Origin of the sequence: Pseudomonas sp. ANT_J28, assembly GCF_008370005.1 — a bacterium.
Taxonomy (GTDB): Bacteria; Pseudomonadota; Gammaproteobacteria; order Pseudomonadales; family Pseudomonadaceae; genus Aquipseudomonas; species Aquipseudomonas frigoris.
Genome location: NZ_VOBM01000024.1, coordinates 20,064 through 35,261, shown reverse-complemented (window position 1 = coordinate 35,261; position 15,198 = coordinate 20,064). Strand labels below are relative to the sequence as shown.

Below are 15,198 nucleotides of genomic sequence, written 5' to 3'. Positions count from 1 at the left end.
TTTTGCGTTTCAGGCCGCCAATTCTCCGCTGGCAATCGCCGCCGAAGCGGCCAGCATGGCTCGCAACAACACCGCACACCCGGCCGCCAGATCATCCGGCGCGGCGTTTTCGATTTCGTTGTGGCTGATGCCGCCTTCACACGGTACGAAGATCATCCCGGCCGGGCCAAGTTCAGCGAGGAAGATTGCGTCGTGCCCTGCTCCGCTGACGATGTCCATGTGCGACAGGCCCAAGCCTTGGGCGGCGCCGCGTACCGCTTCGACGCAGCCTTTGTCGAAGTACAGCGGTGGAAAGTCCGCAGTGGGTGTCAGTTCAAAAGTCAGGCCGTGTTCCTCGCAGGTGGTTTCGATGACTTCGCGGACTTCGGCGATCATCGAGTCCAGGCGCGCCGGTTCCAGATGACGGAAGTCCAGGGTCATGCGCACTTCGCCGGGGATAACGTTGCGTGAGCCGGGATAGGCTTGCAGGCAACCAACGGTGCCGCAGGCGTGCGGTTGATGACCGAGGGCGGCGCGGTTGACCGCACCGACGATCACCGCAGCGCCGACCAAGGCGTCCTTGCGCAGGTGCATCGGCGTCGGGCCAGCGTGGGCTTCGACCCCGCGCAGTTTCAGGTCGAACCATTTCTGGCCGAGGGCGCCCATCACCACGCCGATGGTTTTGCGTTCGTCTTCGAGGATCGGGCCTTGCTCGATGTGGGCCTCGAAATAAGCCCCGACGGCGTGGCCGCTGACCTTGCGCGGGCCGGCGTAGCCGATGGCGTTCAAGGCTTCACCGACGGTGACGCCCTCGGCATCGACCTTGGCCAGGGTTTCTTCGAGGGTGAATTTTTCTGCGAATACACCGGAGCCCATCATGCAGGGGGCGAAGCGTGAGCCTTCTTCGTTGGTCCAGACCACGACTTCCAGCGGCGCTTCGGTTTCCACGCCCAGGTCATTGAGGGTGCGCAGCACTTCGACGCCGGCCAGTACGCCGAAGCAGCCGTCGAACTTGCCGCCGGTGGGTTGGGTGTCGATGTGGCTACCGGTCATCACCGGTGGCAGGTCCGGATTGCGGCCGGGGCGGCGGGCGAAGATGTTGCCGACGGCGTCGATGCTCACGGTGCAACCCGCCTCCTCACACCAGTTGACGAAAATGTCCCGGGCCTGGCGGTCGAGGTCGGTCAGGGCCAGGCGACAGACGCCGCCCTTGACCGTAGCGCCGAGCTTGGCCAGGTCCATGAGCGACTGCCACAAGCGGTCGCGATTGATGTGCTGATGGGCGGACTGCAGAACGTCTAAGGCAGCGTTCATGATGATCTCCTCAGGCAGTTGTTATAGGTTTCTTCAGGCTGATCGTTGTCGTTTATGAGGCCGTCTTCGCGAGCAAGCCCGCTCCCACAGGGGAATGCATTTCAAGTGTGGGAGCGGGCTTGCTCGCGAAGAGGCCATCAATCACACCGCAGATTTCGCAACAGACGGGCTGGGGCGCATCGAGCACAACCCGTAATAAATCAGCCCGCCCAGTGCCGAGCCGGTAAACCAGCCATAGCTGTAGAACCAGCTGAATGCATCGCTACCGAGCGACAGCAACGTCAGCGCCACCGGGACACCAAACGCAATAAACCCGAACCAGTTCCACGCCGGGTAAACGTCGTCACGGTAAAGGCCCGCCAGGTCCAGGTGCTGTTTCTTGATCAGGAAATAGTCCACCACCATGATCCCGGCGATCGGGCCCAACAGGCTCGAATAGCCCAGCAACCAGTTGGAATACACCGTCTCCAGGCTTAAATCCGAGACGATCAAACCGAGCTTCTTCAACAGCTCATGGGCCATCAGCACCAAGCCGACCAGGCCTGTGAGCAACACCGCTTTGGTGCGGTTGATGTACTTGGGGGCGACGTTCTGGAAGTCGTTGGTCGGCGAAACGATATTGGCCGCTGTATTGGTCGACAGCGTGGCGATGATGATCAGCGCCATGGCCAGTGCGACCCAGACCGGGCTTTGAATATGACCGATCAAGGTAACCGGATCGGAGACGGTGACGCCGACCAGTTTGACCGAGGCGGCCGTCATCACCACACCGAGGGAGGCGAACAGAAACATGGTCAGGGGCAAGCCGATAATCTGCCCGACGATCTGATCCTTCTGGCTTTTCGCATAGCGGCTGAAATCCGGAATGTTCAGGGACAAGGTGGCCCAGAACCCGACCATGGCAGTCAGCCCGGCGGCAAAGTAACTGACCACGCTGGCACCTTCCGGACGTTTGGCCGGGATCGCCATCAATTCGGTCATCGAAACATTCGGCATGGCCCACACCAGCAGCCCCACGCCCACCAGCACCAACAATGGCGCCGAGAGGGTTTCGAGCCATTTGATCGAGTCCGCGCCGCGAATCACCACCCACAGGTTCAACGCCCAGAACACCATGAACCCGATCACTTCACCGGTACCGCCAAGGGCTTTCCAACCGTCGAACACCGAGCCGAGAAACAGGTGAATGGCCAGTCCGCCGAACATCGTCTGAATGCCGAACCAGCCACACGCCACCAGCGCCCGGATCAGGCACGGAATGTTGGAGCCGAGGATGCCGAAGGACGAACGCAACAACACCGGAAACGGAATGCCGTACTTGGTGCCGGGAAAGGCGTTCAGGGTCAGCGGGATCAGTACGATGATGTTGGCGAACAGAATCGCCAGCAGCGCTTCACCGACGCTCAGGCCGAAATACGCGGTGAGCACGCCGCCGAGGGTGTAGGTCGGCACGCAGATCGCCATGCCGACCCACAAAGCGGTGATGTGCCATTTGTTCCAGGTTCGTTCGTGCACCTTGGTCGGTGCCATGTCGTGGTTGTAACGAGGGCTGTCGAGGACGTCACTGCCGGCTTCGAGCTCAAACAAGCCGTCGCGCTCGGTCACTTGCGATCTGATCTGTTGCATGGCCGCTCCACTGTTCTTTTGATTATTGTTGCTCATCAGGGGCTGGCGGCATCAATTAACGTGCCGGTTACCCCGTTTGCGCATCGGGCAGTTCCATAAAAACCTTGTAACCAACTGATGTTTATCAGTTTTATTTATATAGCCGATGAGTCACCGGTTACTTGCTTGTTCACTCAGGCCAAATGCCAGGCAAGTTGTCCGAACAGTCAGGACTCAATCTGGTGCATACCACTTTTTTTTCAACGTTGCGCATCAACCATAGACCATCCTCAAGCGGCTGATTTCACATAAGAAATCTCGTCTATTTTTACAACCTGTCAAGTGCGTCAAAATGGTGAGAGGCCTCACCATTTTGGTGTTTTCCAGTTTTAGATGTTAATTATCAATAACTTAAAACGAATATAAGCTTATAAAAAATATTCTTGCTCAATTCTCAAACTCAGACTAGCGTTTATTCCTGACAGCGCTGACAGGAATACACCTGTTTGCGCCGGCTTCATATAAAACATTTAGAACCGGCACAAGTCGGTCATTGCCTGCGAGGAACTCGGAATGTCTCTGTTGATCCGTGGCGCCACCGTTATTACCCATGATGAAAGTTATCGCGCCGACGTCTATTGCGCCGACGGCGTGATCAAAGCCATCGGCGAAAATCTTGATGTTCCGGCGGGTGCCGAAGTGCTCGTCGGCAGCGGCCAATACCTGATGCCCGGCGGCATCGATCCGCACACGCACATGCAACTGCCCTTCATGGGCACGGTGGCCAGTGAAGACTTCTTCAGCGGTACTGCGGCGGGACTTGCCGGTGGCACCACGTCGATCATCGACTTTGTGATTCCCAATCCGCAGCAATCCTTGATGGAAGCCTTTCACCAGTGGCGCGGCTGGGCCGAGAAGTCGGCGTCGGATTACGGTTTCCATGTCGCGATCACCTGGTGGAGCGAACAGGTGCGCGAGGAAATGGCCGAGTTGGTCAGCCACCACGGCGTCAACAGCTTCAAGCACTTCATGGCCTACAAGAACGCGATCATGGCCGCCGACGACACCCTGGTCGCGAGTTTCGAGCGCTGCCTGGAGTTGGGCGCGGTGCCGACCGTGCATGCGGAAAACGGAGAACTGGTCTATCACCTGCAACGCAAGTTGATGGCCCAGGGCATGACCGGCCCGGAAGCGCATCCGTTGTCGCGTCCTTCGCAGGTTGAAGGTGAAGCGGCCAGTCGGGCGATCCGCATCGCCGAAACCCTGGGCACACCGTTGTACCTGGTGCATGTTTCGACCAAGGAAGCCCTAGACGAAATCACCTACGCCCGCAGCAAGGGCCAACAAGTCTACGGCGAAGTCCTGGCCGGGCATTTGCTGCTGGACGACAGCGTCTATCAGCACCCGGACTGGCAGACCGCCGCCGGTTACGTGATGAGCCCGCCCTTCCGTCCGCGCGGCCATCAAGAGGCGCTTTGGCACGGTCTGCAATCGGGCAACCTGCACACCACCGCCACCGACCATTGCTGCTTCTGCGCCGAGCAAAAAGCGGCTGGGCGTGACGACTTCAGCAAGATCCCCAATGGCACGGCCGGTATCGAAGACCGCATGGCGGTGCTCTGGGATGAAGGGGTGAACAGCGGGCGTTTGTCGATGCAGCACTTCGTGGCACTCACCTCCACCAACACCGCGAAAATCTTCAACCTCTACCCGCGCAAAGGGGCGATTCGCGTCGGTGCGGATGCGGACCTGGTGCTGTGGGACCCGGAAGGTACGCGGACGATTTCGGCGAAAACTCACCATCAGCAAGTGGACTTCAACATCTTCGAAGGCAAGACCGTGCGCGGTGTACCGAGCCACACCGTCAGCCAGGGCCGGGTGGTATGGGCCGATGGTGATTTGCGCGCCGAGCGTGGTGCCGGGCGGTATGTCGAACGGCCGGCGTATCCGGCGGTGTTTGATTTGCTGAGCAAGCGGGCTGAGTTGAATAAGCCGACAGCTGTGAAACGCTGATATCGAGGCCTTCGGCCTTCGCGAGCAAGCCCGCTCCCACAGGGTGAATGCATTCCAAATGTGGGAGCGGCGGTGCGACGATTCGACTTGCCCGCGAAGAGGCCGGCAGCGACAACACAAAACCAATGCCCATCAGAGGCAGTACCTCAATAACCGTGAGGCCTACACCGTGATCAAGACCTTGAACCACCTCCCGCATCCGCACGAGAATGCGGCCGCCCTCGCCGGCCATTTCACCGATCTGGCGCCACCGCTCAACGACCGTCAGGCCCATCTGGAAGCCTCGCGCTGTCTGTATTGCTATGACGCGCCGTGCGTGAATGCCTGTCCGAGCGAGATCGATATTCCGTCGTTCATCCGCAATATCCACCAGGAAAACGTTCAGGGCGCCGCGCAGAAAATCCTCTCGGCGAATATCCTCGGCGGTAGTTGCGCCCGGGTGTGCCCGACGGAAGTGCTTTGCCAGCAAGCCTGCGTGCGCAACAACGACCATGAATGCGCACCGGTGCTGATCGGCCTGTTGCAGCGTTACGCCGTCGACAACGCACACTTCAGTGAACACCCCTTCACGCGTGCTGCATCAACCGGCAAGCGCATCGCCGTGGTTGGCGCCGGTCCGGCCGGTTTGGCCTGCGCTCACCGCAGTGCCATGCACGGTCATGATGTGGTGATTTTCGAGGCACGGGAAAAGGCTGGCGGCCTCAACGAATACGGGATCGCCAAGTACAAACTGGTGGACGACTACGCGCAGAAGGAGCTTGAATTCCTATTGGAAATCGGCGGCATCGAAATCCGCCACGGGCAAAAACTTGGAGAGAACCTGACCTTAAGCGAGCTGCATCAGCAATTCGATGCGGTGTTCCTCGGCCTGGGTCTGGCCGCCAGCAAACAGCTGGGGCTTGCTCATGAAGATGCACCCGGCCTGCTGGCCGCCACCGATTACATCCGCGAACTGCGTCAGGCCGATGACCTGACTCAACTCCCCCTCGCTGACCGTTGCATCGTTTTGGGCGCCGGCAACACCGCCATCGACATGGCGGTGCAAATGGCTCGCCTCGGGGCACGCGACGTCAACCTGGTGTACCGCCGCGGTGTCGAGGAAATGGGCGCCACCGACCACGAACAGGACATCGCCAAAGCCAATCAAGTGCGTTTGCTGACGTGGGCACAACCCGAAGAAGTCCTGCTCGATGCTCAAGGCCAAGTACGCGGCATGCGCTTCGCTCGGACCTGGTTAGTCGAAGGTCGCCTGCAAACCACCGGCGAAACTTTCGAACTGGCCGCTGATGCGATCTTCAAAGCCATCGGCCAGGCCTTCGACGCCAGCGCCCTCGCCGATCCGCTGGCCCGCGAGCTCAAGCGTCAAGGCGAGCGAATTCAGGTCGACGAAAACCTGCGCACCAGCATCCCCGGCGTGTACGCCGGCGGCGACTGCACCAGTCTCGATCAGGACCTCACCGTGCAGGCCGTGCAGCATGGTAAACGGGCCGCCGAGGCCATCAACGCCCAACTCATGCTCAACGTGGAGGCTGCGTAAATGGCCGATCTCTCGATTGTCTTCGCCGGCATCAAAGCCCCCAATCCGTTCTGGCTGGCCTCCGCGCCACCGACCGACAAGGCCTACAACGTGGTTCGCGCCTTCGAGGCCGGCTGGGGTGGCGTGGTCTGGAAAACCCTGGGTGAAGACCCGGCGGCGGTGAACGTGTCGTCGCGTTACTCGGCGCACTTCGGTGCCAACCGCGAAGTGGTGGGCTTCAACAACATCGAGCTGATCACCGACCGCTCGCTGGAGATCAACCTGCGGGAAATCACTCAGGTCAAAAAGGACTGGCCGGACCGTGCACTGATTGTGTCGCTGATGGTGCCCTGCGTCGAAGAATCCTGGAAATTCATCCTGCCGCTGGTGGAAGCCACCGGCGCCGATGGCATCGAGCTGAACTTCGGTTGCCCGCACGGTATGCCGGAGCGCGGCATGGGCGCGGCGGTCGGCCAGGTGCCGGAGTATGTCGAGCAGGTCACCCGTTGGTGCAAGACGTATTGCTCGCTGCCGGTGATCGTCAAGCTCACGCCGAACATCACCGACATTCGCGTCGCCGCCCGCGCGGCCCATCGCGGCGGTGCCGATGCGGTGTCGTTGATCAACACGATCAACTCGATCACCAGCGTCAACCTGGAGCGCATGGTCGCCAATCCCGCGGTGGGCAACCAAAGCACCCACGGCGGTTATTGCGGTTCGGCGGTGAAGCCGATTGCGCTGAACATGGTCGCCGAAATCGCCCGCGATCCACAGACACAAGGCCTGCCGATCTCCGGCATTGGCGGCATTGGCAGCTGGCGCGACGCGGCGGAATTCATTGCGCTGGGCAGCGGCTCGGTGCAGGTGTGCACGGCGGCGATGCTGCATGGCTTCCGGATTGTCGAGGAGATGAAGGACGGTTTATCACGCTGGATGGACAGTCAGGGCTACGCCAGCGTGTCAGAGTTTTCCGGGCGTGCGGTGGGCAATACCACGGACTGGAAGTACCTGGACATCAACTATCAGGTGATTGCCAAAATTGACCAGGAAGCCTGCATTGGCTGCGGTCGTTGCCACATTGCTTGCGAAGACACCTCGCACCAGGCGGTTGCCAGCCGTAAGCAGGCGGACGGGACGCACAAATATGAAGTGATTGATGATGAGTGCGTGGGGTGCAATCTGTGCCAGATCACGTGTCCGGTGCAGGATTGTATTGAGATGGTGCCGATGGAGACGGGCAAGCCGTTTCTGGATTGGAATCATGATCCGAGGAATCCGTATCATGTCGCTGTTTGATCGTTGAAGATCAGGGGATCGCAGCCTCGTTTCACTCGACAGCTCCTGCAAGGGATTGCGTAACCCTGTAGAAGCTGTCGAGTGAAACGAGGCTGCGAACTTTTGATTCAAGGCTCCAACCCAATCCCCCGCAAGATCACACTCGTCACCGTCTGCACCGCCCGCTCGAACTGCATGTCCGACAACGGCTGATGGTCATTCAGAATATTCACCTGATGATCAAAGTCAGCGTAGTGCTGGGTCGACGCCCAGATCATGTACAGCAGGCTCGAAGGTTCCACCGGCATGATGCGTTTGTCGTCCACCCACTGGCGAATTTTCGCTTCTTTCATCTTGGCCCAGTCGTACAGGCTGACGTCCAGTTTCTCACCCAGGGTCGGCGCACCATGGATGATTTCGTTGGCCCAGACTTTGGAGCCATAAGGCCGGCTGCGGGAGTGGTTCATCTTGGCGCGGATGTAGCTGCTGAGCACCACGCGCGGGTCGTCGAACATCTCGAAGCACAGGGCATCCTGTTTCCACACTTCCAGCAAACCCAACAGCACTGCGCTGTACAGCTCACTCTTGGTGCTGAAGTAGTAATGCAGGTTGGAGCGCGGCAGTTGCACCTCGGCGGCGATATCGGCCATGGCGGTGCCGCCGAAACCTTTTTCGGCGAAAACCTTTTCGGCCCCCAACAGAATTTTCTCGACGTTACTGCGACGAATCTCGATCTTGTGATTGCCCATGAGGGCTCCCTGACAACAGCGTTGCTCAAGACTAGCATCCGCTCTAGCTCGCGGCGACAATGGAAAACGAAACTTGGCTTTTGTGGGATCGACCGACACCGCGTGCCATTCGACTTTGTAAGCACCCGCTTTCGCCAGCCTGCTGCTGGCCACCCTCGCCCCGGTCGGCCACGGCGCCTGGCTCGGCGGCTTGATGTTGTTGGTGATGATCCTGCTGCAACCGGCAGAGCATTCAATCAAAGCGACCTTGCCACGCTTCAGCGGCGTTGGTTACGTATTGGTGGCGGGGTTGGTGATGACCGGTTTGATCAACGTGCGGGTACTCACCGGACAGCGATGCTGGGGACGGGCGCAGTGGCGGCCGTTTCATTGCTGGGCACCCTGCCGGCGATGGTCGCTGGCTGAGGCAGGTCTCAACCGCAAAGTCATCGTACAACTTCTGATTGACATTCCCCGTAGCACTTGCAAATAATCCGCCCCAGCGTTGTACGACGACGTATAACAAAAAATAAAAACAACAAGAAACACGGGAGCGTCACTGTGAGCAAGTTCGTCCGCAATTCCTCCGTCTGCACCCCTCGCCCAACCTTCGCACGCCGTCATGCCCTGAGCCTGATCGGTTGCAGCAGCCTGGCCCTCGCCCTGCCCATGACCTGTCATGCCGAAGGTTTCGTCGATGACGCCAAAGCCACGCTGAACCTGCGCAACTTCTACATCAACCGCAACTTCACGAACCCGGCCTACCCGCAGGGCAAGGCTGAAGAGTGGACCCAAAGCTTCATCCTCGATGCCAAATCCGGATTCACCCAGGGCCCCGTCGGTTTCGGCATGGATGTGCTGGGCCTGTACTCGGAAAAACTCGACGGAGGCAAAGGCACGCGCGGTACCTCGTTGCTGCCGATTCATGACGACGGTCGCCCGGCCGACAATTTCGGGCGCCTGGGTGTGGCGCTGAAAGGGAAGGTTTCGAAAACCGAATTGAAGGTCGGCGAATGGATGCCGGTGTTGCCGATCCTGCGTTCCGACGACGGCCGCTCCCTGCCGCAAACCTTCCGTGGCGGTCAGGTGACGTCCACCGAAATCAGCGGCCTGACGCTCTACGGCGGCCAGTTCCGCGCCAACAGCCCGCGTAACGATGCGAGCATGGAAGACATGTTCATGAACGGCAAATCGGCTGCCTTCACCTCGGACCGTTTCAACTTTGGCGGCGGTGAATATGCGTTCAACGAGAAGCGCACCCAGGTCGGCGTCTGGTACGCGCAACTCAGCGACATTTATCAGCAGCAGTATTTCAACCTGAGCCACAGCCAGCCCATCGGCGACTGGACCCTCGGCGCCAACCTTGGCTACTTCATCGGCAAGGAAGACGGCAGCGCCCTGGCCGGCGACCTCGACAACAAAACCGCGTTCGCCATGCTCTCGGCCAAATACGGCGGCAGCACCTTCTTTGTCGGCCTGCAAAAACTCACCGGCGACGATGTCTGGATGCGGGTCAACGGCACCAGCGGTGGCACCCTGGCCAACGACAGCTACAACTCCAGCTACGACAACGCCCAGGAGAGGTCCTGGCAGCTGCGCCACGACTACAATTTTGTGGCGCTCGGCATTCCCGGCCTGACGATGATGAACCGCTACATCAGCGGCGATAACGTGCACACAGGCACCATCACCGACGGCAAGGAATGGGGCCGCGAGTCAGAACTGGCTTACACCGTGCAGAGCGGCGCGCTGAAGAATCTCAACGTCAAATGGCGTAACGCGAGCATTCGCAAGGACTTCAGTACCAACGAATTCGATGAAAACCGCATTATCATCAACTACCCGATCTCGTTGCTGTAAGCCGAGGGGCGGGGGGATCAACGCGAGCCCTGTGGGAGCGAGCTTGCTCGCTCCCACAAAGTGCTTCGCAGTGTCAACGGATGCAGGGATGACCCTCCGTCAATTTCAACCGATGACGCGTTGACAACGACCTGAGACCCTAACGATACTTCGGTCTAGTCGTACGACAACCTACAAAAAATTCAATAACAATGACTGCTTGTTCAGGGACTTCCATGACCATCACTACTCAAGCCCGCGCCCCATTCAATCGTCTACTCCTGACCGGTGCCGCCGGTGGCCTCGGCAAAGTCCTGCGCGAAAGCCTGCGGCCCTACGCCAATGTGATTCGCCTGTCGGACATCGCTGACATCACCCCGGCCATCGATGACCGTGAAGAAGTCGTGCCCTGCGACCTGGCAGACAAGCAAGCAGTCCATCAGCTGGTTGAAGGCGTGGACGCGATCCTGCACTTTGGTGGCGTATCGACGGAGCACTCGTTCGAAGAGATCCTCGGCGCCAACATCTGCGGCGTGTTCCACATCTATGAAGCCGCTCGCCGCCAGGGTGTGAAGCGGGTGATTTTTGCCAGTTCCAACCACGTGATCGGCTTCTATAAGCAGGACGAAGTCATCGACGCCCACTCCCCTCGCCGCCCGGACAGCTACTACGGCTTGTCCAAGTCCTATGGCGAAGACATGGCCACTTTCTACTTCGATCGCTATGGCATCGAGACCGTCAGCATCCGCATCGGCTCTTCATTCCCGGAACCGCAAAGTCGCCGGATGATGAGTACCTGGCTGAGCTTCGGCGACCTGACTCAATTGATCGAGCGTGCCCTGTACGCCCCGAACGTCGGCCACACCGTGGTCTACGGCGCGTCCGACAACAAAAAGGTCTGGTGGGATAACCGCTACGCCACCGCTCTGGGTTATGTACCCAGAGACACGTCTGAAGTATTCCGCGACAAGGTCGAAGCCCAGCCGATGCCTGCTGCAGATGACCCGGCGATGGTTTACCAGGGTGGCGCGTTCGTCGCGGCCGGTCCGTTTGGCGACTGAGTCAGCGCTTCTCACTTGATCCCCACAACAAAAACCAAGGGAAATGAGTTGCCATGCAAGCCGAACTGATTGTCGATGCCCGTAACGCGGTGGGTGAAAGCCCGGTCTGGGTCGCCGAGGAAAACGCCCTCTACTGGGTGGATATTCCCGTCGGAGGCCTGCAACGCTGGAGCGCCGCAACCGGCCATGTCGAGTCCTGGACCGCACCGGAAATGCTCGCCTGCATCGCCCGTCACCGTGACGGCAGTTGGGTCGCCGGCACGGAAAGCGGATTCTTCCGCCTCCAGCCGCACAACGACGGCAGCCTCGACAGCGAACTGCTCGCCCACGTCGATCATGCCCGCACGGATATGCGCTTGAACGATGGTCGCTGCGACCGCCAAGGCCGCTTCTGGGCTGGCAGCATGGTCTTGAACATGGGGGCCAACGCCGCCGACGGCACGCTCTATCGCTACAGCGCCGGGCAACGCGGGCCGCTCGATGCGCAGCTTTCTGGATTCATCGTCCCCAACGGTCTGGGTTTCAGCCCGGACGGCCGCACGATGTACTTGTCTGACTCTCACCCATTGTCCCAGCAGATCTGGGCCTTCGATTACGACATCGACAGCGGCACACCGTCAAACCGGCGGCTGTTCGTCGACATGAACCCACTCCCCGGTCGCCCCGATGGCGCCGCCGTCGATGCCGAAGGCTGCTACTGGATTTGCGCCAACGACGCCGGGCTGATTCACCGTTTCACCCCCGACGGGCGCCTCGATTGCTCACTGACCGTTCCGGTGAAAAAACCGACCATGTGCGCCTTCGGTGGCAGTCGACTGGACACATTGTTCGTGACCTCGATCCGCCCCGGTGACGACCAGGACCCGCAGTCCTTGGCCGGCGGTGTGTTCGCCCTCGATCCCGGCGTCAAAGGTTTACCTGAAACCCTTTTCAACAACTGACCAAAACCGCTCCTGTTGCACCGCAGTGCCTTGAATACAAAAAAAATAACAACACTGGAGACAACCTCATGGACTTCAAACGCACCTTGCTCGCCGCTGCACTTCCCTTGGCCTTCACCCTCAGCAGTGCCGCTCAAGCGCTGGAAGTGAAATACGCCGATATCCATCCGGCCGGTTATCCGACCGTGGTGGCAGAAGAACAACTGGGCAAGACCCTGGTGGCCGACAGTAACGGCGCACTGACCTTCAAAATGTTTGCTGGTGGCGTGCTCGGCTCGGAAAAAGAAGTGATCGAACAGATGCAGGTTGGCGCCATCCAGATGGCTCGCGTCAGTCTCGGCATCGTCGGCCCCGTGGTACCAGACGTTAACGTGTTCAACATGCCGTTCGTGTTCCGTGACCAGGCACACATGCGCAAAGTCATCGACGGCGACGTCGGCGACGCGATCCTCGACAAAATCACCAACTCCGAATTCGGACTGGTGGCTCTGGCCTGGATGGACGGTGGCACACGCAACATTTACACCAAAAAACCGGTGCGCAAACTTGAGGACCTCAAGGGCATGAAAATCCGCGTGCAGGGCAACCCGATGTTCATCGAAACCATTAATGCCATGGGAGGCAACGGCATTGCGATGGATACGGGCGAGATCTTCAGCGCCTTACAGACCGGGGTGATCGACGGCGCGGAAAACAACCCGCCGACCCTGCTCGAACACAACCACTATCAGAACGCCAAGTTTTACAGCCTGACCGGCCACTTGATACTGCCTGAGCCGATCGTGATGTCGAAAATCACTTGGGAAAAACTCACCCCCGAGCAGCAAGTCCTGGTGAAGAAAACCGCCAAAGCCGCACAGGCACAAGAACGTATCCTCTGGGACGCAAAATCGGCCAGCAGTGAAGAAAAACTCAAGGCGGCCGGCGTCGAGTTCATCACCGTCGACAAGAAACCTTTCTATGAGGCCACTGCCTCGATTCGCGAAAAATACGGCGCACCTTATGCCGACCTGATCAAGCGTATCGAAGCCGTTCAGTAACCCTCCCCGCACTCATGACAGGCCCGGCGCCGCTGACGTAGGTGTATGTCAGCGCGCGCCCGGTTACGGTGAAACCCGATGAAGAATTCACTGCTGCGCATCAACGACAAACTCTACATGGCCTGTATCTGGGTCGCCGGGCTCTCCGTTCTGGCAATTGCACTCATCATTCCCTGGGGCGTTTTCGCCCGTTATGTCCTCGGTACCGGCTCAAGCTGGCCGGAGCCCACAGCAATTTTGCTGATGATGGTTTTCACCTTCATTGGCGCGGCCGCCAGTTATCGCGCCGGCGCGCACATGGCAGTGGCCATGCTCACCGACCGTATGCCGCCTGAAGTACGCCAGGCCATGAGTATTGTTTCCCAATTGTTGATGGCGACCATTTGCCTGTTCATGGCGATCTGGGGCACCAAGCTGTGCATGTCCACCTGGAACCAGTTCATGAGCGCCCTGCCGACATTGCGCGTTGGCATCACGTACATGCCGATTCCGATTGGCGGCGTACTGACGCTGATTTTTGTGCTGGAAAAACTCTTGCTCGGTGACCAGAGCAACCGTCGGGTCGTGCGTTTCGACCTGGTTGAAGAAAGTGAAGGTGCCGCCTAAATGGACGCTCTGATTCTGCTGGGCAGCTTTATCGCCTTGATTCTGGTCGGCATGCCGGTCGCTTATGCACTGGGTCTCTCCGCCCTGATCGGTGCGTGGTGGATCGATATTCCGTTCCAGGCGCTGATGATTCAGGTCGCGGGCGGCGTGAACAAATTTTCCCTCCTGGCGATTCCGTTCTTCGTATTGGCGGGCGCAATCATGGCCGAGGGGGGCATGTCTCGCCGGTTGGTGGCGTTTGCCGGTGTGCTCGTCGGCTTCGTGCGCGGCGGCTTGTCGCTGGTCAACATCATGGCTTCGACGTTTTTCGGCGCAATCTCTGGCTCCTCGGTGGCGGACACCGCCTCGGTGGGTTCAGTGTTGATTCCGGAAATGGAACGCCGTGGCTATCCACGGGAATTCGCCACCGCCGTGACCGTCAGCGGCTCGGTGCAAGCCCTGCTGACCCCGCCAAGCCACAACTCGGTGCTCTACTCGTTGGCCGCAGGCGGTACGGTGTCGATTGCCTCGCTGTTCATGGCCGGCATCGTGCCGGGCCTGTTGATGAGCGCGTGCCTGATGGTGCTGTGCCTGATATTCGCGAAAAAGCGCAACTACCCCAAGGGCAAAGTCATTCCGCTGCGCGAGGCGCTAAAAATCGCCGGTGAAGCGATGTGGGGCCTGATGGCGATGGTCATCATTCTGGGCGGGATTCTCTCGGGTATATTCACCGCCACTGAATCGGCGGCGATTGCGGTGCTCTGGTCGTTCTTCGTGACCATGTTCATCTACCGTGACTACAAGTGGAGCGAGTTGCCGAAACTGATGCACCGTACCGTGCGGACGATTTCGATCGTAATGATCCTGATCGGTTTCGCCGCGAGCTTCGGCTACATCATGACGCTGATGCAGATCCCGGCGAAAATCACCACGATGTTCCTGACCCTGTCAGACAACCGTTACGTGATCCTGATGTGCATCAACGTCATGCTGCTGTTGCTTGGCACCGTGATGGACATGGCGCCGTTGATCCTGATCCTGACGCCGATCCTGATGCCGGTGATCCTGGGCATCGGCGTGGACCCGGTGCAGTTCGGCATGATCATGCTGGTGAACCTGGGGATCGGATTAATCACGCCGCCGGTGGGCGCGGTACTTTTTGTGGGGTCTGCCGTGGGCAAAGTCAGTATCGAGAAAACCGTGAAAGCCTTGCTGCCGTTTTACGCGGTGTTGTTCCTGGTGCTGTTGGGTGTGACCTACATTCCAGCACTGTCGCTGTGGTTGCCGCATTTGGTGTTGTGA

12 protein-coding genes and 1 pseudogene are annotated in these 15,198 nt (G+C 59.3%); 10 read left to right on the top strand and 3 right to left on the bottom strand.

Annotation, left to right across the window (positions count from 1 at the left end; translation table 11 throughout):
* Positions 1–9: 9 nt before the first annotated feature.
* Positions 10–1,293, bottom strand: a complete 1,284-nt coding sequence (locus FQ187_RS17835; RefSeq protein WP_149630489.1) for a Zn-dependent hydrolase — start codon at positions 1,291–1,293, stop codon at positions 10–12.
* A 141-nt stretch (positions 1,294–1,434) separates the two neighbouring features.
* Positions 1,435–2,919, bottom strand: coding sequence for an NCS1 family nucleobase:cation symporter-1 (locus FQ187_RS17830; protein WP_149630488.1), 1,485 nt, complete (start codon positions 2,917–2,919; stop codon positions 1,435–1,437).
* 552 nt (positions 2,920–3,471) lie between these two features.
* On the opposite strand from FQ187_RS17830, the gene hydA reads away from it, so the two are divergent.
* The 3 genes from hydA to preA all read left to right on the top strand — a co-directional run bounded on the left by hydA (position 3,472) and on the right by preA (position 7,723).
* Positions 3,472–4,911 carry a dihydropyrimidinase gene (gene hydA / locus FQ187_RS17825; protein WP_149630487.1) on the top strand — a complete coding sequence of 480 codons (1,440 nt, stop codon included), beginning with the start codon at positions 3,472–3,474 and terminating at the stop codon, positions 4,909–4,911.
* A 169-nt stretch (positions 4,912–5,080) separates the two neighbouring features.
* On the top strand, positions 5,081–6,448 hold the full coding sequence (locus tag FQ187_RS17820; RefSeq protein ID WP_149630486.1) for an NAD(P)-dependent oxidoreductase: 1,368 nt from the start codon (positions 5,081–5,083) through the stop codon (positions 6,446–6,448).
* Entirely contained in the window at positions 6,449–7,723 is a 1,275-nt protein-coding gene (gene preA, locus FQ187_RS17815) for an NAD-dependent dihydropyrimidine dehydrogenase subunit PreA (protein WP_149630485.1), read from the top strand. It abuts the gene before it with no gap.
* 107 nt (positions 7,724–7,830) lie between these two features.
* On the opposite strand, the gene FQ187_RS17810 is transcribed toward preA, so the two are convergent.
* On the bottom strand, positions 7,831–8,451 hold the full coding sequence (locus tag FQ187_RS17810; protein ID WP_149630484.1) for a TetR/AcrR family transcriptional regulator: 621 nt from the start codon (positions 8,449–8,451) through the stop codon (positions 7,831–7,833).
* 133 nt (positions 8,452–8,584) lie between these two features.
* On the opposite strand from FQ187_RS17810, the pseudogene FQ187_RS30430 reads away from it, so the two are divergent.
* The 7 genes and pseudogenes from FQ187_RS30430 to FQ187_RS17775 form a co-directional block, all read left to right on the top strand.
* Positions 8,585–8,782 (top strand): annotated as a pseudogene (locus FQ187_RS30430) (copper resistance protein CopD); the annotation flags it as partial.
* 209 nt (positions 8,783–8,991) lie between these two features.
* Positions 8,992–10,290 carry an OprD family porin gene (locus FQ187_RS17800; protein ID WP_149630483.1) on the top strand — a complete coding sequence of 433 codons (1,299 nt, stop codon included), beginning with the start codon at positions 8,992–8,994 and terminating at the stop codon, positions 10,288–10,290.
* Between the two features lie 215 nt (positions 10,291–10,505).
* The gene (locus FQ187_RS17795; protein ID WP_149630482.1) at positions 10,506–11,330 is read left to right on the top strand and encodes an NAD(P)-dependent oxidoreductase; all 825 of its coding nucleotides are present in this window, start codon (positions 10,506–10,508) and stop codon (positions 11,328–11,330) included.
* A 53-nt stretch (positions 11,331–11,383) separates the two neighbouring features.
* Positions 11,384–12,271 (top strand): SMP-30/gluconolactonase/LRE family protein, encoded by an 888-nt coding sequence (locus FQ187_RS17790; RefSeq protein ID WP_149630481.1) that lies wholly within the window; start codon positions 11,384–11,386, stop codon positions 12,269–12,271.
* Positions 12,272–12,339: 68 nt separating this feature from the next.
* Complete coding sequence (locus FQ187_RS17785) at positions 12,340–13,311, top strand: TRAP transporter substrate-binding protein (RefSeq protein WP_149630480.1); 972 nt, start codon at positions 12,340–12,342, stop codon at positions 13,309–13,311.
* Between the two features lie 78 nt (positions 13,312–13,389).
* Entirely contained in the window at positions 13,390–13,917 is a 528-nt protein-coding gene (locus FQ187_RS17780; RefSeq protein WP_149630479.1) for a TRAP transporter small permease, read from the top strand.
* Positions 13,918–15,198 carry a TRAP transporter large permease gene (locus tag FQ187_RS17775; RefSeq protein WP_149630478.1) on the top strand — a complete coding sequence of 427 codons (1,281 nt, stop codon included), beginning with the start codon at positions 13,918–13,920 and terminating at the stop codon, positions 15,196–15,198.